Consider the following 19,039-nt stretch of genomic DNA (forward strand, 5'->3'; position numbering starts at 1 on the left):
GTAGGTTACGAAAGTGTTATAGGAAATGAGTGAAAGGAATAACCATGTGCAGATGCCCAGCATGCGTTGTGCTACTCCACAGTGGCGGCGAAAATGAAGGCGGCCAGCGCAATTAGGAAAAAGTGAGGAAATATCACATCTGCGACGGCGATCACAGCCTGATGGGGGATGAGTATCAGGCATTGACGCTTTTTATTCGTTTGCTAAGGTAATGGAAAAAACACGCGACTCACTCATCATCATTACCCGTCAGGAAGACAGAGAATGATCTCAACGCAATACATCAGCCAAATCGCGCTGACACAGGAAAAGGTCGATTCATTCGAGGTGTATCCGTTTTCTATTCCGTCGATTCGCTCGCTGGATAAGCTGGAACTGCATCCGAAAGTCACTTTCTTTATCGGCGAAAATGGCGCAGGGAAATCCACGCTGTTAGAAGCCATTGCCGTTTCGATGGGATTCAACCCGGAAGGCGGGACCCGCAATTTCAACTTCGGCACCCGTACGTCGCATTCCAGACTGTCGAGTTTCTTGCGAGTGGCGAAAGGCATCAAGAAGCCTAAAAACGGTTTCTTCTTACGAGCGGAGAGTTTCTTCAATGTTGCGACAGAGATTGAGCGGCTGGATAGCGAACCGGGTTTTGATCCGCCGGTGATTAACTCCTATGGTGGGCATTCTCTGCATGAACAATCCCACGGTGAATCTTTCATGGCGCTGTTGCTCAATCGGTTTGGTAAAGAGGGCATTTATCTGCTCGACGAACCGGAAGCCGCGCTGTCGCCCAGCAGGCAGTTGGCGGCGATTGCCCGCATGCACGATCTCATCCGTGAAGGGTCGCAGTTTGTTATCGCGACCCACTCTCCGATTCTGATGGCGTATCCCGATGCCACGATCTTTCAGTTCGGTGAAGACGGAATACAGCAAGTCGCGTATGAGGACACGGAACACTACCAGATCACGCGTGCTTTCCTGAACAACCCTGAGCGCATGCTGCGCGAGCTGATGGCAGACTAGGGATTAACATCGTTTCGCGAATAAGCGACAATTAGCATGATATCAAGATGGGAAACCGTCTTTTTCTTTTGGAACATATTTACAGGGAGTTAAGAAATGAAGTGCCTACACTGCGATAACGATGCGCGTAAAGAGTCTGGCTTGTGTTCCGAGTGTGAAGAGCAAGAACAGCAGAAGATTAACGGTATTCTCTACCTTCCAGCGCTGGGGATTATTCTCTCTGTCATTACAACGCCGTTCTCGCTGTACGACATTATCAATTCGATGATTATTCACTTTAAGAACACCGGATTTCTCGGCTATTACGCGTTGGCCCTGGTGTTTTTCCTGTTTGCCATGTTCGCGCTGGAAATTTTTACCGCGATGACCTTCTTCCGACGTAAAAAACAAACGCGGAATGTCATGGTGGCCTACTACTTCATTAGTGCACTGCTGGTGGGGTATATGACATTGCTACCGGCTTATTTGTTTAATGTCCAGCTCGATACTGGCGATATTCGCGCAATAGCCTCTTCGTTCTTTGGCATTGCCGTTTGGATTCCGTATTTTCTGTTATCGAAAAGGATTCCGCTGGTGTTTAGCCGCTAGCGAATAGGTTTTTAGCTGTTAAATAATAGCGTTAGCCGTGAATCAATGCTTGTGCCGCCAGTGTTTAGCAAACAACATGGCGGCCCGGTTTTTGTCCTTTAACCCGCTATAAATAGCTCAACGTGAAATTCGCCGTTGCCATGAAATCGCCGGATTGAATCAAATCGTCGCGTATCTTTTCGATACGAGCTGAAAAGGGAATGGTATTGTCTCCACTTTGCAGCACAATGCTGTCCGTGCTGCTGTTGATGCCGACCAGTTTGTTTGCATGATAAATGCCAACCGCGATGCCTTTGGCACTAGATGGCGTATCCAGTGCCAGCCGCTTAGGCAAGAGCGGTTCTTCTTTGCCTGAAAAACGGATAGTGACGTTTTGGTAGGTGTCCAGATTGCAATCCGTGAGGTTAATCGTGAAGTCATGCCAGTCACCGTAGCGATTGGTTTTTAAATAGCGGTCAGAGACTTCACTCATGTCCACCACAATCGCCTCGCTCTCCGTACTCACATTACAAGCGGCGTTGACGACTAAAACGCGGAAGGTCACTTCGCGATCATTCAGCATTGTCATCTGCTGCGCGAAGGATACACCTGAATGCAGCGCGATGAGGCCAAGTGTGAAGGCGAGTAGGGGGCCGCGCGACCTGGTTTTCGCTACTGTATTGCTGTGTTTTATCATCGTTGCGATCTCGCGTAGGAAGACGGATTAATGATAATTAAACCGTAGGATAATATTTTTCTCGGTATCGCCTATCACCGCGGGACCGGAGGCGTAGAGCCGGGCCGTATAGCGCCGTTCAACCTGACCGCTCGATGCTGTCAGGCCGTCAACCAGACCGATAAACTGGTTAAACACCACGTTATTGCCGCTGCGCGTATCTTCGATCTTCAGCGTAGCGCCATTTCCCATGTTCATGCCGTCTATCCCGACGAGTGAATTTCCCCGTGAAGAGGCATCAAAGTTGATGTCCAGAGCGAATCCCTTGCCGCAGTCTTCTCCGTCGTCGGTTGATACGTTGATGTGGAATTCCGTTTGCGCTAGCGCGTTGGCTTCCGTACCCGACCACGCTCTGACCGTACCAAAATCGACATAGCTGTCAGGCAAGACGTTGATCTTCGCGGCGCACTGCATAATGTCGATGCCGTGTAGTCCTGACAGGGTTAAACCATAGTTGCTGCCGGGTTTGTCGTTGATGCCCCCTTCTCCGTCAATCTGGAAGACGCGCAGCGCATCCACGCCCGCCGTGGTATCGGTGATATTCCCCGTTTTTTCGAGATAGAACTGCACCGTGACATTCAGCATGGTCGGGTTGGACGGCGGCGTTGAACCGCTGGGGCCCGGTACGACCCACTGTCCTGTGGAGACGCTGGATGCGGTAGTGCCGCCATTGGTAATCACCCCGAGATCCTGTCCGTTATAGATGATGCCAATGCCTACCCCTTGACTGATGGCCCTTCCTTCGGGATTGGGATAGAAGTAGGACATCTCACCCTTTGAGCGCACGGATTTATACGCCCAGCAGGCTAGGTTGCGGGTATAGGCTTTTGACGTCCAGAGGCGGCTGCCGATAGGCAAGGTCGCTGGGATCTTTAGCGTACCGATATCCTCATAATCGTTTACTGGGCCAGTCACTGTACCCAGTCGGCATTCCAGCGCGCTGGCGTTAAACGCCGTTAAGCCGAATAAGAGTGAAGCGCAGAGGGCGACAGTGCGATGTTGACGAATGGCTAACCAAGACATGGCGGGTTCCCTGTAGCTCATTTACGGATGGTGGGCTGGCACTGGTTTTGTGCGCAGGTAAAAGGCAACTCCAGATGGCCGCCGTAGTCGTTGACGTAATACAGATAGAAGCGATCGACCGTGCCGTCATTCACCTCAACCGACAGGGTTGAGCGTGGCGCGACCATAAAAGCGTTGTCCTTCAGCAGGCTGGTGGGGGGGACGCGTGTCGCTTTGGGCTGTTTCAGGATGCCACTGACCGTGATGTAGTACGGTGTGGGGTTTTCGACCTGAAAGGTGTTTCCCGCTTTTCGGACGATCAGTTTTTCCTGCCAGATTTCGTCTTTGGCTGGCTTTACGCCACGGGGACGGAAGAACACCTTAATTTCAGACTGAATGGCTATCTGTAATACGTTAGGTTTGTCCGTCTTGGGGGGAATTTCCCGGACGTTAAGGTAAAACAGCGATTCGCGGTCGGTTGGCAATTGGCTGATTTGTTCGGTCTTGACCAGACGGATCAGGCTATATCCTTTTGCTTCTATACGCTGTAACGGCGGCAGCACCATCAGCGGTGTTGCTACTTTATTGTGCTGGTCGTCCGTCAGCCAGGACTGCGCTAGAAACGGATTCTCTGCGTTTTGATTCATCAACATGACCGTCGCGGATTGCTCCTCATCGTTAAAAATAACGCGGGTGCGATCGAGGCTTAGGGCGCTATAGGCTGAGGGCATCAAACATAGGCAGCCTATGAGGAACCCTGCTGCTCGCTGATAAATGGTGTGTTTCATAACGTACTCTCCAGATTTTTCTCTTTCTTTGCGCCGCTTATTTACAGGGAAGCAGCAGTGCATCAAGGTGATTTAAGGCCGGGGGCAGGGTGATGACACACTGTGTTCTCCCCTCCCAGATGACGGACAGCGTTTCGTCAGGCGACACACCAGTGATGTAGGCCTGCCCGCCGTTGGCGATCATGGCGATATCGCGACCTTTCTTGTTTTTGATCTGAGCGGCGAACGGGGGATGTTTGCCATCGGCCAATGCAACGTTCGCCATGATTTTTGCCCCGCTCACCACGTCGAATTTGCGGTAGCCGATTGCACCTTCTGTCAGCGTGCCCTGAACTACCGTCGTTACTGCTTCAATGTCTGACGGTAATTTCTGTACATCAATGCGGGTCGACACATCGTAGTAGCTGCTGGTGCCAGCAATCACGGCCAGACCATAGCGGTTAGTCTCTACCTGGCTGCCAGAGAACGGCACGCCCGCTTGCTCGGCGTCGACCATGATACGGGTGCCGCCCTGATTGCCTTTCGGGTGTGCCGCGACACCGTGGCGGGTTGCGGTAATCCCGCCGCGAAGTGAGCCGTTCAGGTAGGTGTAGCGATCCTGCTGCCAGGCGACGCCTACGGTGGCATCCGTCATGGGTGCCAGATGGGTATAGTTGCCGCTCAGGTAAGTCTTCTCTTTGCTGTCGTGTCGGGTGCTCAGGTTCCAGGTCCGACGCGGATCGGCGTTATTGGAATAGGTCAGCGCCTGATTGCTGCCGTCGTTGTAGCGCCCCATGCTGTAGCTCAGGCGATCCTTCTCTCCGAGTGGAATAGAAAAGCTCAGGTACAGGCTGTCATCGGTACGGCGGTTGAATTCGGTGCGGTAGGCCGATAAATTCGCGGCAATGCCTTTAAATGCACCAATATCAAGGTACTTGTTAAGTGAAATCCCGTAGCGATCCTGCTGCGTTTCATTCCAGTAGGTTTGGCGCGTATAGGTGACGTAGGTCGATAGCCCACTTAGTACGGAGGATGATTCCTGCGTCGCGAAGTTTTTTGACAGCGTAATGGTGTAGCGCTCTTTTTCATTGCGATAGCGGCTATCAAAATTCAGCGCATAGAGATACTGCGCCATGCTCATGTAGGTCTTCTCTGAAAAGCGGTAGCCCGCAAAACTGATCTGGCTATCGATCGAGTTGAAGTATTTAGACCAGTTGAGCGAGAAAGCATGTCCCATTTGCGACGAGTACGGTGCCGGGAGCGTGGCGCGTGACTGCGTGACGTCAGCGGATAGCGCGCCCAGCAGGTAGAGGTTTTTCCCGATGCCCGTAGACCAGGACTGATAGCCATCGGACAAAATAGTGCCGCCGTACACCGACCACGCGTTGGATAATCCCCATGAGGCTTCGGCGGCAGAAAAGGCCGGACCTTGCAGACGATGGTTGGTATTCGAGGGCTTACCGGCGGCGAGTTTATACTGCACATGTCCCGGCCGAGTCAGGTAAGGCAGGTTGGCCGATTCGGTCTGGAACGTCGTCACCGTACCGTCTTCTTCCGTCACGCTGACATCCAGCGTCCCGCTGACGCCGTTTTTCATATCCTGAATCGCAAAGGGGCCGGCAGGCACGGTGGTTTCATAAATCAGCCTGCCATTTTGCGTGACGGTCACCGTCGCGTTTGATTTGGCGACGCCGCGAATTTCGGGCGCGTAGCCACGCAGCGAAGGGGGAAGCATGTTATCGTTATTGGCTAATGAGATGCCAGTAAAGCGATAGCTATCGAACAGGTTGCTGCTGAAATACATTTCCCCCAGCTTGAGGTCGGCTGAAAGCGTTGGCAGCGGACGATAGGCGTAAAACTGATCCCACGAGAAACGATCGCTATTCGAGTTGCGCGATTTTTGCAGAAAATAGCGGTAATCAGCACGATAGCGCCAGGCTCCCTGGTTGAATCCGGCCGTGCCGTAGCTGCTGAGATAGTGTGATGTGCCTTTGCCGTTGGTATCACGACGTACGTTCCCGACGAGGTTGTAGTCCAGTAGCGCACCGCCGATACCATGATCCCATTGCTCGGGCGGAATCCAGTTGCGATCGCTGTACATCAGCCATGCCTGAGGAATCGTAATATTCAGCGTTCCCATTCCTATCTGGTTAGAGACTTTAACGCCAGCAATGGGGGTCAGATCGACGCACGCGCCGTTATTCCATAATTCGATTTTGTCGCGTGCTTCTTTTTTCAGCGCCAGTTTATCGACGAGTTCAGGCGGAAGGCAGGCCGTTGGGCGAGAGCGATTATTGCCTTCCGGCAGATAGTTAACGATCAACTGCTGTATTTCACGCGAGTTCACCTTTAGGGATAAAAGATAAGCGCCGGGCGTGACGTATTCGGGATCGGAAAAATGGCTAAGATCAATTTCACTACGATCGTCGACATCCAGTACGTTAACGTTAAATTCCGTTGCACTAAGCGATGTTGTATTCAAAGAAAAAATAAAAATACCGCCGCGAAATAACGCGGATTTTATTTTTTCTTTGAACGTAATATTCTTCATTGCCATAGGAATATCTACTTGAATAGATGCCGCATTGTGGTTATTCATGCATATCAAGCGATATGGGGAATAATGTAGGTATAGGGGAGGAGGCCTCCCCATTTGATTGCTTATACCCTGTTGTTAGCGCAACGGAATTTTATTGATAGGACACAACAAAATTAGCCGTGCTGACGAAGGAACCTGTCGTGATTACCGGTGATTTCCCTTCCTGTGGCGTTGGGAGTTTTGCGACATAAGACGTGAAGGAGAAAATATTATCCCCATTTGCCAGCGGAGTAGCGGGTACGGCTGGTGTGGTTCCGTCGAATTTAATTTTTTCACCGCCTCGCTCTACGGCAATGCCTGCACCAGCTGCGCTGCCGTTTAATGCCAGCAGTTGATTATTGGTACCCGATGCTACGCCGCCGGAGAAAACAATTTTAGCGCTGGTTACTGTATCCAGGCTGCAATCTTTTAAGGTGATATCAAACTGCTTCATTTCTGAGGTGCCACCCTTTTCCAGCACGGTTTTGCTGATTTCGCCAAACTCGATCGTTTGATGCAGATCGTCTTGAGATACTGAGCAAGGTGTATCAATAATTTTTCCCTTAAATGTCACCGATCCATTATGTGAATCTGCGGCATGTGCGCTGACAGAAAAAATGACGGAGATAAGGGATGCTAGGGTGATTTTTGATAATTTCATATTGTGCTCTCTCTGTGGGTTACTTTTTTAAAAGTGAATGTTGAAACGTGAACGCTACTCTCATGAATGCTCAGTGCATTCATGCATAATGCCTTCTCTTTTGTAATGTCTCTGTTGATTGACTGGAGGTTCGCCGGTTTTTCAGATGGTGAATATACTTACCCGCCTGCCCAGTCGATTACTCAGGAACGTGGTTAATGGTAATAATGGGGGGGGGCATGGTCAAATGTATTGATTTGAATACATTTATTTAGATTTTATTTTTTAAATTTACATTTATTTAGGTTTTTATTCTGTTGTGATATTTTCTTATTTCAACACTATCTCAATGGGTAAATATCGTTTTTATACATAAATCATTTTAATTCAATATGTTATTTGCTATTTTTTTTCCTTGTGTGGCAATGATGTAAAATTTCTGTCGTTATTATAAAAATAATGAAATGTCTTTTTTTTATATGGATCTTAAACGAATGATAAATAACCTTTGACAATAAATAAGTAAGTTTTTATCCTTGCGAAGATAGGCCTGTCAGCTTATGTATATAATTTATTTGCTTTTATAGATGACGTATCTATCAAGCTACTTATTATAACAAACGAATAACGCCTCTTAATCTTGATGGAAAAAGAACGTATGGTTTATTTTATTAATGATTTAATCATTTTTAATGAGGGAGATGGAACACTTGCATGGATAGAAACGTGAAAGCGAAGCAACCTCTTTGAGCTTTCCTATTTCTCGATTGCTCTGCTTGCTAATAGAGAATCAGGGGGTAACGTTAAGTCGTGATTTTTTGTTAAAGGAGGCGCTGGAAAAGCACGCGCTTTGCCCTTCTCTTAATAATCTCAACAACTATCTCTCTCTACTCAGAAAGGTATTACGCGAATTTGATCTTTCAGATTCGATTGTGACTATTCCTAAGTTGGGGATTGTTTTTAACGTTAACAGTATTGTTATCCAGCCAGCAATGGGTGAAGAACGAGAAGAGAAAGAAGCATTAAATCAGGATGTTGAGGAGGGTTCTTGTGAAGGAAAAAAGCCATTTTCTATAGAACATTACGCCATTCCTGAACCCGTAAAAAAACAGCAATACATCAAGTTCTTTCTCATCTGCGCAACGGTAGTGGGGATTTTCCTGCTCACGCTGGAGAACGTAAATCGTTTCCCGTATAGGCATCTTGTCGATGTGAAGATGAACGGGAAATGCGATCTTTTCTATTTATATGATAGCGTTGGCTATCCCCTCCCGACCGACTATGAAAACCTGTGTTCAGATAACACATTGTTCTTTCTGCCGAAAAAAAGCGTTATATCTGAAATGCTGGATAAGAAGAGTGAAATCGTTATTTCCTGCAAGAAGGATGGGAAGGGATGTGTAACTTATGTTAATAATTAAAGTTAGGAAGAAGATTCTTTGCACCATGTTGGTGCTTTTTATTGCATTCTCTCTGGGAACCCTTTTTTATTTAAAGAGTAATTTACACAGAAAACCGCTGGTCTGTCAGGCTGAGATAAAGCTCTACATAGAAGATCGGCAAATCAGAACGGAATATGATGTCTATTTTTATCTCAATAAACAAAACAGAGCACTGGTTTTGGTCAACGGTCTTTATATTGGCGAGGATAGCGTGCCGCTGACGATTCGGCGCACGTTCAGCTTTGATTCTGTGTGGGATGGCAACCGTCTGGTGGTGCACAATATCGCGATGAATAAAAATATTAATGATAATGCCCCCGATGAAGCGATTCCGATATTAGCTGAAAATGATGTCGTCCAGTTCGAAATGCTGACGAAGCATGCTTATCTGATTAGTACCGTTCAATCCAAGATGGCGTGTAATATCCGCGATTAATGCGTGTGGAACAAGAGCACGCATTAATCGCGATGCGGGGTGTACTGACTAAGCGTTTCACAACACGCGTTGTATAAAATCATCAATATCTTCAGTCGCTTGCTGAAAATCAGCGGGATCAGGATTAATAATCAAATGATCGGAGTAGCCGTTTAACAGCGCGCCTAGCTGGCGGGAAACGCGCTGAGTATCGGTATTTTTAAAGACACCGGCCGCGACGCCTGATGCGATGATCTCTTCCAGTAAGGCAAACCATTTCTCTGCCATTATATGGGCAAGTTCTGCGTAAGCGGCATTGTGAACAGCCAACTGCCATAGCGCTCCATACAGATTCCAGATGACGTCAGTCGTATCCGGCAGGTAATTCTTCACCAGCTCATGCAGTTTTTCTCTCGGCGTCAACGTGGCGATTTCTGCTGCGACGTTTTCCAAATCTGCCTGCATGAATGCCGTTAGCGCCTCAATTGATAGCGTCTGCCAGTCAGGGAAGTAGTGATAAAGATGGCTGCGCGAAATACCAACGTGTTCCGCCAGTTCGCGCGTTGTGACTTTCTCTATACCTTTCTCAATAAACAGCTCGATTGCGCCATCAAGGATTTTGTCTTTTAGCGCTGTCGTCGTCTCTTTCATTACTGTCCCCGCGTTGACTTTGAGCAATTGCTCAAATACAATTTTTGCTCTTGAGCAACCGCTCAAGTATAACTCTGTTAAATATGATTCTCATGCAAACCCATAATATCAGCGAACCGGTCAAGGTTTCGCATAGTGCCGCTGTCACCCTTAAAAAACTCGGAAAGCTGCATGGCAAAAAACTAATTCTCACTCTGCTGTTAGTCGTGGCGGAGAATGTGACTTATCTGCTTTATCCCCTGATGGCGGGCTTCGCCATTAACGCGATTCTGAATGCTCAGCCCTGGCACGCGGTGCTGTATGCGCTGATGGTGTTTATTATGTGGGTGATTGGCGCGGCACGGCGCAGCGTGGATACTCGCACGTTCGCCCGTATTTATGCTGCGCTGGCCGTGCCGGTGATTCTGGCGCAGAGAAAAGAAAACCATAACCACTCAACTATTGCGGCCCGCGTGGCGCTCTCACGGGAGTTCGTGGATTTTTTTGAAATCCACCTTCCGGTGCTGATCACGTCGCTGGCGTCTATCATCGGTGCGGCGGTGATGTTGCTGGTGATTGAGTTCTGGGCGGGCGTGGCCTGCATCGTCATTCTGCTGTTTTTTACGTTGTTCCTGCCAAGCTACACCCGCAAGAACGAAGTACTGTTCGGTAAATTAAATAACCGTCTGGAAAAAGAGGTTGGTTTTGTCAGCAGCGCGACGGCGGCTTCATTGACCAAGCATTATCATGTGTTGGCTGGTCTGCGTATTCGTCTGTCGGATCGTGAGGCGCTGGGCTATTTGGCTATCGGCGCCGCGGCTGCCGTCCTGTTTTCACTGACGATCCTGCATATGACGCTTAATGGCGGAACCAATGCGGGGCATATCTATTCGGTGATGACCTACATGTGGATGTTTGCCATGAGTCTGGACGACGCGCCCGGCCTGTTAGAAAAATACTCGCAGCTCAAAGATATTGGTAAGCGTGTAGATACGGGCGCGGTATGAGTGAGTCGCGTTTGCGGACGAGGGGATAATGCGCCTTTCCCCCGTTAAATAAGAAACCCAGCGATATAGCTGGGTCTCTGAATCCGTGTTCGCGGCTTCTTTCTGCTACGCCTCTTTCAATGGCAGTGTCGTCATGCAGGTCTGACTGTCGTCATAGGTCGCAAACGGTGAGCTTGCCACGCGTCCCTGATAGGTGACATTAATCGTTCCTTCCATATTGCGCGGTAACCATACGCCAACAAAACCGTTCTGATGACTGTTTAGGGTTTTCTGCACGATAACATTACCGGCTTTATCCGTGATTTTTACATCAAACGCCGTATTCGCTAGCTCACCCTGACACCCAGATAAACTGTGGTTAAAGCAGGGATGGGTTTGCTGAATATAAGGGGCAAATGAGAGATAGAATTTATTTCCCAGCGGATAGCTATACTGCTGCTGCCCATCGGATAATTTCAGTTCTTTGCTGGTAATCGACGCGCTGTAGGGCAACGGTCTTGCCTGCGGCGATTGATCGATCGTATCGACGATCTGCTCGACGCTTTTCCCCGCCAGCCCTTGTTTAGCCAGAAACGCGTTGGCGTCAGTCGCCGCGGCGAAACCCGGCCCGCTCAACGTCAGCGCGAGCAGTGCCGCCATCATCTTTATCTTCATCATCATTTCCCCTCAATAGAGTCATTAGCTTGGAATCACAACTTATGACGTTACACCTTCCCCCTACGGGAAGGTCAAAAGGTGGGGGGTATAGAAAGGTAAATTAATGTATTTACTTATTTTTTATTGATTTTGGTCAATTTTAAATCAGAGTGAAGGCGGTGATATCAGCGCCATTATTGATGTGGGTCATGAGGCAGGTTTTTACGCCTCATTTACTGACCCGACCAGTAAAACTCGATACGGATCCCGCTTGGCTCATAGCACATCATATGCATTGCTGGGCCGCCACTAATCAAAGCGGGTGCGAATTCAATGTTGATGTTATGCGCTGATAATTTCTCAGCGATCTCAAACAGCGTCGCTTTGCTATCAACCTTAATGGCAAGATGATGCAAGCCGACATGACTTTTTCGATCGAACTGAACCGGCTCGGTGGTTTGTGCCTGCCAAAGAGTGAGCATTACCGTTCCATCGCTGACAAAAATAGCGGGATAATCCTCTTTTCGTTTTACCTATTTCCATCCCAGAAGCGTGGTAAAAAAGTGCGCGCTTTCTTCCAATGCTGATACCGTCAGACCAATATGGTGAACGCCTTGTGTGAGTGGTGAGTTCATGGTTACTTCCTCAATGAGAGATAAAGCCAATAGGGACTGCTTTACTGATGTGCGATAGGCACCGAGTTATTGCTGAGAAGGATGGGGAAAGGCTAACCGTCTGGCGTGCTGGCGATAAACATCTTCGCCGCTGGTTAGGCCAATAAATTCTGCTCTCACGATCATCCCTTCGATAAAAGTCATGATAGCTTCGATTTTGTCTTCTTTTTCTGGTTCTTCGGCAGTGAATATCGATAGCAAGAGTGACTTGATCCAAGTTTTATGACGCAGAGCCAGAGCCGTAATAGCTTCATCTTGCCCTTTAAACTCAGCCAGCGCATGCATGAACATACACCCCTTAAAGTTCACGGTTCGGAACCAGGAAAAATGCCAGTCCATCACGGCATCCAGACGACTTTCCGCATCGTTAGCGCCAGATACCGCGCTGGCTAACCCTTCCTCAAAGTGCGTATGTCGGCGAGCTAGCACGGCTTCAATCAGCTTATTCTTTGAGCCGAAATGGCGATACATGGATGTTTTGGAGACTCCCGCCTTATCCCGAATTAAATCAACGCCAACGGCGGTATAGCCAAATTCGTTAAATAGCGCTTCGGCGATATCTAAAATGTGCTCTCTCTTACCCATGCTCTCTTTCATCGTTTTTTCACCAATGATAGGTTGTTTTTATGTGTACAGATCTGTACTCTCCAACTGCACGTGTACAGATCTGTACACTCAATGTAGCACAGCAATTTCATAACACGCATGTTTTTATCAGAGGATGGGCCATGAAGAGACTCAGAGGGGGCGGTGCTTTGCCACCAAAACCAACATTTATCCAATTAATGAAAGGGTTAGTTGGTGGGAGTATAGGGATTCTGATCCTAAGCTATGTGGGGCAGTCCAGCGGTGTACCTTGGTTGATGGCACCCTTCGGGGCAACTTGCGTCATTTTATTTGCTGCGTCAGCGTCGCCATTCGCACAGCCAAGGAACGTTATTGGGGGACATTTCATTACGTCTGCTGTGGGGCTGATTGCTTTATATGGATTCGGCGACACTCTCGTTGTGTTGTCATTGGCTGTTGGCGTAGCAACAATGCTGATGCAATATTTTCGCGCGGTTCACCCACCGGCTGGTGCCAACCCGTTGGTTATCATTCTGGCAGGGAAAAGCGCCGTGGGGTTTGAGTTTTTAGTCACGCCCGTTTTATTGGGGAGCATTGTGCTGGTGGCGATCGCCGCTGTGATCAATAACTATGCCGAGGAAAGCAACTGGCCTGCGTATTGGCACGGTATAGGACAGCGTAAGCGCTAGCCCTGAGGTGGCTTTAATCCCTTATTTCTTCTAGCCGGATGGTCGATGGCTGATTACCGTTCGGCCAAACGGATGATATGTTTTTAGCCTCATTTCAGCATACTTTGCATATCGCTATAAATGACGAGCTAGATCGTAAATTCCATCCTTGCTATGAAATCAGAGAATAAAGGGAGAAATATGAATTCCGCTGAGCATATTAGAAGTATTTCAGAAATCATGATGATGCCTTTGGCTGCAAAAGCATTATGCGTCGCAGCGGAAATAGGGGTAGCAGATAAAATTGGGGAGCAGGGGGCAACTATCGCTGAATTGGCAAAGGAATGTCAGACGAGTGAAAAAAACATTTTTGATATTATCAAGGTGCTTGAGATATTTGGTTTTTTTGAAGTGCAAGATGCCAGTATTATTAAGAATAACGCACGTTCTGCGTTGCTGATGTCGGATCACCTAAGCTCAATGAGGCATTTCTGTATGTTGTTCGGCAATGAATACTATCAGGGATTTGATGGGCTATTGCATACGAGTCGTACGGGGGAGTCGGGATTTAAACAGATATTTGGGCTGACATTATATGAGCATCTGGCGCACTCCGCATCACGAGCAGAAATTTACGATCTTGCCATGCGGGATTTATCTCGCCCGGTGGGGAATGTACTGGCGAAAGAATATGAGGCTCTTTTTAAAAAGGTCGGTAGCGTTGTTGATATTGGTGGGGGTAGCGGTGTTATTCTTACTGAGCTTATAAAGCAGTATCATCATCTAACCGGCTGTCTTTTCGACATGACCGGCGTCTGCAATCGAAGTGAAAAGCGTGTCGCACAGTACTATCCTGAATTGAAAGAAAGAATGATTTTCACTCCCGGCAGTTTCTTTGAGGCAATTCCTTCTGGTTATGATGTCTATCTGCTTAAAAACATATTGCATAACTGGAACGACGATTTCTGCCTGAAGATATTAAAAGCCATCGCGCAATCAATTGGGAATTCGATGCTATTAATCATCGAACCTCTGCTAGAGCATGAAGAAACCTCACCAAGATTATTAATGAATGCGCTTTTTCAATCCGTTATCTGCCAGGATGGTACGCGATACAGAACGTTGAAAGATTTGGAAGATATTCTGACGTTAAGTGGATTAATCATCGTTGGCAAAAAGAAAATAACTACTGGTCATACGGTCGTTGAAATTAAATTAAACTCTGTGTCACAGAGTTGATTATTGAAAATGCTCTATTTTTCTACGTTTTCCTCATGGTTTTCTGATGACTACTGTTATTAAAGACATGTTATTAAAAACAGTATTGACACTGTTTTTAAAACCCGTAGATTAGTTGCTAACAGCGATGAAGTTTAAGTCTGCTGTGATGTTAAAGACATCAAATATGTTTTTAATGATTATTTTGCGATACAGGTCACGAAATATTTTTGTATGGGTAATCGATGTTGAGAAAAGTTCATACTCTCACTCGATGATGCATTAAGGCCACGTAGTCAGTATCGACAATCGCAAAAGTGGGGCGAAAGCGCGATGATGTAAGGCCATGATTTTGTTTTATTGTTTGCGATTAGAGGTTGATTAAGTTAGTCGTAAAATATCGCAACGGAAGTAAGGCCACGCATCAAAGAATTAATATCGCGATGGGGGATGTACTTGTTAACCTGCCATGTTTTTGAATGGTGATAAGGTTGGCAGAGTGTTTAAATCAGTAAGTATAGGGGAGGTTTAGCTAATTTTAGTGCCCAATATTATCTGTTATAAACGTGTACATTTGAAGCTGTATCAATAGTAGTAAAATGTATTAAGTCAATGAATGTTAAATCTTAAATCTGCAGTACCTTAAAAGCCCTGGCTAACATAGTCAGGGCTTTTATCATTTTGAACCGTTGCAGCATCAAGCTGTTATTTCAGGTGTTTTTGCAACTTGTATTCGGTCGCTAATGCACTGATTCGTCAGTATCAGCCGCTGCTGAAAGATTTATAGCCGAGCGGGGGAACGTTCGATTCCCCATGCTGGATGCCACACCCGCGCTAGGGTGTGGAATGCCGTTTTATTGCGTGCGAACTCGCACACCCGCAAAAACAATCACCATTGCCGATACCAGCAATAATCCGCTGCCAGCAAACACACCGCTGGCCCCATTGAGGTCAAATATTACCCCGCCACCCGCTGCGCCTGCCCCGATGGCAAACTGGATCGAGGCCACCAGTAATCCCCCCGCGCTTTCGGCTTCGTCCGGTACGGTTGTCGCAAGCCAGGTTGACCAACCTACGGGAACCAGACCAAACGCAAACCCCCACATCGCCACCAGCAGACCATCCAGTATTGCCAGATGTCCGAAGGCCACCATGGTGAGCGCCAGAATGCCCATGATAAAAGGCACCAGTGCCAGCGTCAGGCGTAAGTTTCGCGCCAGTAGATAACCAGCAATCGAGGTACCAACAAAATTGGCGAGGCCAAAGCCGAGTAAAATCAGAGAAATACTTTCGACGCTTGCCTGCCCGACGGTTTCCAGGAACGGGCGCAGGTAGGTAAAGAAGGCGAAATGTCCGCTAAAAATCAGCACGGTTGCCAACAACCCGCCGATCATGCCCGGACGACGCAGCACGCGAAGCAGTGTTCCCAGGCTACCGCTGCTTTCTGGCTTCATTGATGGCAATACCCAGAGCTGCCACAACAGCGCCAGAATGCTCGGCAGAATGCAGAGGATAAAGACGTTTCGCCAGCCAATCAAACTCCCCAAATAGCTGCCAAGCGGCGCGGCAACGACGGTGGCAATCGAGACGCTGGAGAAGATCACTGCCAGCGCTTTAGGCACTTTATCCTTAGGCACAAGGCGCATTGCTGTGGCGGTGGACATGGCCCAGAACCCACCAATGGCAACGCCTAGCAGTAAACGTCCGAATAGCAACACATGCAGATTGGGGGCAAACGCCACCAGCAGGCTGGAGATGATTTGCAGCACCGAGAAAAACATTAACACCCAACGGCGGTCGATGCTTTTGGTTGCCGATGTGATGAGCAAACCGGTCACCAGCGCGACCAGCGCCGTCGCGGTCACCGCCTGACCCGCCATTCCCTCAGTGATGCCTAAACTGGCCGCCATCGGCGTTAATAAACTGGCTGGTAAAAACTCAGCCGTAATCAGGCCAAACACCCCCAGTCCCAGTGAATAGACGGCTCGCCAGGCGGGTTTTGTGGGCGCGATGGCCTCACTCGCCGCGATACATGAATTCATCTGTTGCTCTCCCGTTAGAAAAATGTGACAACCGTCACAAAGCATAGAGTGTTCCTCGTGGACGATCTATGACATATAATCTTCACTTATTGATTATTCGTCCGGAGTTGCCATCATGACCGTTCAGTCACCCGATTTGATCAGCGAGCTTCTGCGTGGGATGCGTCTTTCCGGGGTGAAATATAGCCGAATTGAAACCTATGCCCCCTTTGGTGTGGCGTTCGACTATGTGCCCGGCAAGGCGCAGTTTCATTTTGTCAGCCAGGGCACGGCGCTGCTACGCATGGAGAGTGGCGCGACGTTTGTGCTAAAAAGCGGGGACGCACTGTTTATCCCCAACGGGAATTCGCATGCGCTGCTCTCTGATGAAAAGGCTGACGTCACGCCGGTGTTGGCATTTCCAAGCGAAGCGATTTGCAATTCGGTGTGTGCGATCGGCTGTGAACCGTGCCCCGATACCGAAAACACGGTGATTTTCAGCGGATGCATGGATTTTGAGCTGGGCGGAATGCAGCCGCTGATCAAAGCGATGCCGGAAGTCATGATGGTGAGCCGCCTGATGTCGACCTGGCCGGAAATCCATCCAATTCTTGCGGCCATGGAACGTGAGTCGATGACGCGTCAGGTGGGCTTTGCCGGCATTCTGGCGCGGCTGGCCGATGTCGTCGCGGCGCTCATCGTACGCGGATGGGTTGAAGCCGGCTGCGGTAAGGCGACGGGCTGGGTGCAAGTACTGCGCGACCCGCGACTGAGCCGGGCGATTTACGCGATGCATCAGCAGCCGGGCGTAAACTGGAGCGTCGCGGAATTGGCAAAAGAGGCGGGCACTTCCCGTTCCGTGTTTGCCGAACGCTTTCTCTCCGCAACCGGTACGACACCCGCGAAATACCTCAGCGAATTGCGCATGCGTCTGGCTGTCCAGTACATCCGTCATGAGCATCAGACGATTGAAACGGTGGCGCTGCGTCTGGGTTACGGATCGCTGGCAGCGTTCAGCCGGGCATTTAAACGCATCGTGGGCCACGCACCGGGAGCGCTGCGGGAAATCAGTCAGGTTTCTGAGGAGGTTTGATGGGGATTGATATTTGCAGCTAACGTGGCCATCGTATCGATCGTTGTTGGCGCTGGTATGTGAGCATCCCGGTAAACCAGCCCATTCATTTTTTAGCGCTCTGCCGACATAATACAGAATGAAGAGCATAACGGCTGATGGTGTCGTTATGCTTTTGCCGTTTAAATCATCACGGATAATCCAGATACTTCCCCCGCCAACAATAACCCATCAAGATAAATAGCCTACGCCAAAAGACGAATTTCTTTTTTTATCTCTGCTGTTATTTTTAAAAATGTTCATAGCAACAATGTATGTCTGATGAATATCATTTTAATGAGGAGATAAAGATATGCCATCTATTTATTATCGCGGAGATAATCGGACCATTGGGGACATTCAGAAAACCGGGTTCCAGCCACAAATAGAGTCGTGCCGAGGGAGAACACCACTCCAGGCAATAGCGTATATTCAGAAAATTATTAAAGATAACAATTTCAAAAGCCTTGCGGATATTGGTGCTTATATTATCAGTAACTCAAAAGGTGACTCTGTTTCCACCTCTTGTGTCCTGGATGGCGCATCCTACGGGACGTATAAGTATCAAATCACTGCACCGCAGAATGCCCTGTATTTTGAATTCAACCTCGATGGTAGCGTGGGCGTACAGCAGCCAGATCAAGGGAATATGTTCGGGCGCAAGCCGTACTACATTTTAACCAACGTTAACCCGGCGCTCAGTCAGTACGTTATTGTTGGCACACGGACTGCCACACAGGAAGCCACGTTTTTTACTGATATCCCCAGTGGCTGGGTAACGTTACTGAGTTAATTGCATCTCATCATTGTAATTATCGTAACGTAATGATGCGTCATTTTTTATCGGGGTTAAAAATCTGAATATTTTTTTCGATGTCATCAATCTTATGGCTATATATACCCTAAATAATTCGAGTTTCAGGAAGGCGGCAAACGAAGGAATCCCGATGAGCTTACTCAGGTAAGTGATTCGGGTGACTGACAAATCTGCCAGAGGCAGGTTTGAACGCTGCTTGCAGCGGCCCCAACGGGGCGAGGTCCACGTAAGTGTGCCGAGTAGCGCAGCCAACGCACATGCAACTTGAAGTATGACGGGTATATAATCGAATATCGCGTTCAGCGCCTCTTCTCTGCTGACAAACGCTTTTCCACACATCAGCCCCGTTTTCCGCGTGTGATAATCGTAACAGCAACACAAGAACAGAAAATAGATGTAAGTCCTGAAATACCGTCAGGGCACCGCTCAGGCAACGGCTCCAGGCTGCTGTCGACCACAAACCTCGGTTTGCGGCTTCTCGATTTTTTGCCACACGTCATGGCGGTGTTCTCCAGCCGGAAATGACACC

The 19,039-nt window shown here is 48.5% G+C and carries 20 protein-coding genes; 9 read left to right on the forward strand and 11 right to left on the reverse strand.

Annotated features, from left to right (window positions below; translation table 11 throughout):
* Positions 1–264 precede the first annotated feature (264 nt).
* On the forward strand, positions 265–1,014 hold the full coding sequence (locus tag EO763_RS04380) for an AAA family ATPase (protein WP_161528205.1): 750 nt from the start codon (positions 265–267) through the stop codon (positions 1,012–1,014).
* A 96-nt stretch (positions 1,015–1,110) separates the two neighbouring features.
* A complete protein-coding gene (locus EO763_RS04385) occupies positions 1,111–1,602 on the forward strand; it encodes a DUF2569 domain-containing protein (protein ID WP_044208089.1) in 492 nt (163 codons plus the stop codon).
* A 106-nt stretch (positions 1,603–1,708) separates the two neighbouring features.
* Here EO763_RS04385 and EO763_RS04390 read toward each other — a convergent pair whose 3' ends face one another.
* The 5 genes from EO763_RS04390 to EO763_RS04410 form a co-directional block, all read right to left on the reverse strand.
* Positions 1,709–2,164, reverse strand: a complete 456-nt coding sequence (locus EO763_RS04390; protein WP_244322058.1) for a fimbrial protein — start codon at positions 2,162–2,164, stop codon at positions 1,709–1,711.
* A 141-nt stretch (positions 2,165–2,305) separates the two neighbouring features.
* Positions 2,306–3,340 carry a hypothetical protein gene (locus EO763_RS04395; protein WP_161528207.1) on the reverse strand — a complete coding sequence of 345 codons (1,035 nt, stop codon included), beginning with the start codon at positions 3,338–3,340 and terminating at the stop codon, positions 2,306–2,308.
* Positions 3,341–3,357: 17 nt separating this feature from the next.
* Positions 3,358–4,107, reverse strand: coding sequence for a fimbrial biogenesis chaperone (locus EO763_RS04400; RefSeq protein ID WP_161528208.1), 750 nt, complete (start codon positions 4,105–4,107; stop codon positions 3,358–3,360).
* 37 nt (positions 4,108–4,144) lie between these two features.
* Positions 4,145–6,643: a fimbria/pilus outer membrane usher protein gene (locus tag EO763_RS04405; RefSeq protein WP_161528209.1), complete on the reverse strand. Its 2,499-nt coding sequence runs from the start codon at positions 6,641–6,643 to the stop codon at positions 4,145–4,147.
* 133 nt (positions 6,644–6,776) lie between these two features.
* Positions 6,777–7,325: a fimbrial protein gene (locus EO763_RS04410; RefSeq protein WP_161528210.1), complete on the reverse strand. Its 549-nt coding sequence runs from the start codon at positions 7,323–7,325 to the stop codon at positions 6,777–6,779.
* Between the two features lie 725 nt (positions 7,326–8,050).
* Between EO763_RS04410 and EO763_RS04415 the strand changes: the two genes are divergently transcribed.
* Both EO763_RS04415 and EO763_RS04420 read left to right on the forward strand, forming a co-directional pair.
* Positions 8,051–8,725, forward strand: a complete 675-nt coding sequence (locus EO763_RS04415) for a winged helix-turn-helix domain-containing protein (RefSeq protein ID WP_244322059.1) — start codon at positions 8,051–8,053, stop codon at positions 8,723–8,725.
* Complete coding sequence (locus EO763_RS04420; RefSeq protein ID WP_161528211.1) at positions 8,712–9,182, forward strand: FidL; 471 nt, start codon at positions 8,712–8,714, stop codon at positions 9,180–9,182. Before EO763_RS04415 ends, EO763_RS04420 begins: the two co-directional genes overlap by 14 nt.
* A gap of 57 nt (positions 9,183–9,239) precedes the next feature.
* On the opposite strand, the gene EO763_RS04425 is transcribed toward EO763_RS04420, so the two are convergent.
* Positions 9,240–9,812: a TetR/AcrR family transcriptional regulator gene (locus EO763_RS04425; RefSeq protein WP_161528212.1), complete on the reverse strand. Its 573-nt coding sequence runs from the start codon at positions 9,810–9,812 to the stop codon at positions 9,240–9,242.
* Between the two features lie 92 nt (positions 9,813–9,904).
* On the opposite strand from EO763_RS04425, the gene EO763_RS04430 reads away from it, so the two are divergent.
* The gene (locus EO763_RS04430; RefSeq protein WP_161528213.1) at positions 9,905–10,798 is read left to right on the forward strand and encodes an ABC transporter six-transmembrane domain-containing protein; all 894 of its coding nucleotides are present in this window, start codon (positions 9,905–9,907) and stop codon (positions 10,796–10,798) included.
* Positions 10,799–10,903: 105 nt separating this feature from the next.
* Here the strand turns inward: EO763_RS04430 and cueP are convergent, their stop codons facing one another.
* The 4 genes from cueP to EO763_RS04445 all read right to left on the reverse strand — a co-directional run bounded on the left by cueP (position 10,904) and on the right by EO763_RS04445 (position 12,693).
* Complete coding sequence (gene cueP, locus EO763_RS04435; protein WP_208852002.1) at positions 10,904–11,455, reverse strand: copper-binding periplasmic metallochaperone CueP; 552 nt, start codon at positions 11,453–11,455, stop codon at positions 10,904–10,906.
* A 212-nt stretch (positions 11,456–11,667) separates the two neighbouring features.
* Positions 11,668–11,916, reverse strand: a complete 249-nt coding sequence (locus tag EO763_RS23530) for a VOC family protein (RefSeq protein ID WP_244322060.1) — start codon at positions 11,914–11,916, stop codon at positions 11,668–11,670.
* 51 nt (positions 11,917–11,967) lie between these two features.
* A complete protein-coding gene (locus EO763_RS23885) occupies positions 11,968–12,069 on the reverse strand; it encodes a VOC family protein (RefSeq protein ID WP_425281354.1) in 102 nt (33 codons plus the stop codon).
* Between the two features lie 66 nt (positions 12,070–12,135).
* Entirely contained in the window at positions 12,136–12,693 is a 558-nt protein-coding gene (locus EO763_RS04445) for a TetR/AcrR family transcriptional regulator (protein ID WP_167521834.1), read from the reverse strand.
* A 143-nt stretch (positions 12,694–12,836) separates the two neighbouring features.
* Here EO763_RS04445 and EO763_RS04450 point away from each other — a divergent pair, with 143 nt between their 5' ends.
* Both EO763_RS04450 and EO763_RS04455 read left to right on the forward strand, forming a co-directional pair.
* Positions 12,837–13,364 (forward strand): HPP family protein, encoded by a 528-nt coding sequence (locus EO763_RS04450; protein WP_161528215.1) that lies wholly within the window; start codon positions 12,837–12,839, stop codon positions 13,362–13,364.
* Between the two features lie 180 nt (positions 13,365–13,544).
* Positions 13,545–14,582, forward strand: coding sequence for a methyltransferase (locus tag EO763_RS04455; protein WP_161528216.1), 1,038 nt, complete (start codon positions 13,545–13,547; stop codon positions 14,580–14,582).
* An 833-nt stretch (positions 14,583–15,415) separates the two neighbouring features.
* On the opposite strand, the gene EO763_RS04460 is transcribed toward EO763_RS04455, so the two are convergent.
* Positions 15,416–16,603 carry an MFS transporter gene (locus EO763_RS04460; protein WP_161528217.1) on the reverse strand — a complete coding sequence of 396 codons (1,188 nt, stop codon included), beginning with the start codon at positions 16,601–16,603 and terminating at the stop codon, positions 15,416–15,418.
* Positions 16,604–16,718: 115 nt separating this feature from the next.
* Here EO763_RS04460 and EO763_RS04465 point away from each other — a divergent pair, with 115 nt between their 5' ends.
* Positions 16,719–17,675: an AraC family transcriptional regulator gene (locus tag EO763_RS04465; RefSeq protein ID WP_161528218.1), complete on the forward strand. Its 957-nt coding sequence runs from the start codon at positions 16,719–16,721 to the stop codon at positions 17,673–17,675.
* A 331-nt stretch (positions 17,676–18,006) separates the two neighbouring features.
* On the forward strand, positions 18,007–18,486 hold the full coding sequence (locus tag EO763_RS04470; protein ID WP_161528219.1) for a hypothetical protein: 480 nt from the start codon (positions 18,007–18,009) through the stop codon (positions 18,484–18,486).
* The last annotated feature ends 553 nt before the right edge of the window (positions 18,487–19,039 follow it).

The organism is Pectobacterium odoriferum (assembly GCF_009931295.1).
GTDB lineage: Bacteria > Pseudomonadota > Gammaproteobacteria > Enterobacterales > Enterobacteriaceae > Pectobacterium > Pectobacterium odoriferum.

Coding starts and splice junctions, on each gene's coding strand:
- EO763_RS04455 (WP_161528216.1), top strand. CDS start 13,545: ATGAATTCCGCTGAGCATATTAGAAGTATTTCAGAAATCATGATGATG.
- cueP (WP_208852002.1), bottom strand. CDS start 11,455: ATGATGAAGATAAAGATGATGGCGGCACTGCTCGCGCTGACGTTGAGC.
- EO763_RS04405 (WP_161528209.1), bottom strand. CDS start 6,643: ATGGCAATGAAGAATATTACGTTCAAAGAAAAAATAAAATCCGCGTTA.
- EO763_RS04465 (WP_161528218.1), top strand. CDS start 16,719: ATGACCGTTCAGTCACCCGATTTGATCAGCGAGCTTCTGCGTGGGATG.
- EO763_RS04450 (WP_161528215.1), top strand. CDS start 12,837: ATGAAGAGACTCAGAGGGGGCGGTGCTTTGCCACCAAAACCAACATTT.
- EO763_RS04395 (WP_161528207.1), bottom strand. CDS start 3,340: ATGTCTTGGTTAGCCATTCGTCAACATCGCACTGTCGCCCTCTGCGCT.
- EO763_RS04460 (WP_161528217.1), bottom strand. CDS start 16,603: ATGAATTCATGTATCGCGGCGAGTGAGGCCATCGCGCCCACAAAACCC.
- EO763_RS04430 (WP_161528213.1), top strand. CDS start 9,905: ATGCAAACCCATAATATCAGCGAACCGGTCAAGGTTTCGCATAGTGCC.
- EO763_RS04400 (WP_161528208.1), bottom strand. CDS start 4,107: ATGAAACACACCATTTATCAGCGAGCAGCAGGGTTCCTCATAGGCTGC.
- EO763_RS04380 (WP_161528205.1), top strand. CDS start 265: ATGATCTCAACGCAATACATCAGCCAAATCGCGCTGACACAGGAAAAG.
- EO763_RS23885 (WP_425281354.1), bottom strand. CDS start 12,069: ATGAACTCACCACTCACACAAGGCGTTCACCATATTGGTCTGACGGTA.
- EO763_RS04410 (WP_161528210.1), bottom strand. CDS start 7,325: ATGAAATTATCAAAAATCACCCTAGCATCCCTTATCTCCGTCATTTTT.
- EO763_RS04445 (WP_167521834.1), bottom strand. CDS start 12,693: ATGGGTAAGAGAGAGCACATTTTAGATATCGCCGAAGCGCTATTTAAC.
- EO763_RS04390 (WP_244322058.1), bottom strand. CDS start 2,164: ATGCTGAATGATCGCGAAGTGACCTTCCGCGTTTTAGTCGTCAACGCC.
- EO763_RS04420 (WP_161528211.1), top strand. CDS start 8,712: ATGTTAATAATTAAAGTTAGGAAGAAGATTCTTTGCACCATGTTGGTG.
- EO763_RS04470 (WP_161528219.1), top strand. CDS start 18,007: ATGCCATCTATTTATTATCGCGGAGATAATCGGACCATTGGGGACATT.
- EO763_RS04425 (WP_161528212.1), bottom strand. CDS start 9,812: ATGAAAGAGACGACGACAGCGCTAAAAGACAAAATCCTTGATGGCGCA.
- EO763_RS23530 (WP_244322060.1), bottom strand. CDS start 11,916: ATGCTCACTCTTTGGCAGGCACAAACCACCGAGCCGGTTCAGTTCGAT.
- EO763_RS04385 (WP_044208089.1), top strand. CDS start 1,111: ATGAAGTGCCTACACTGCGATAACGATGCGCGTAAAGAGTCTGGCTTG.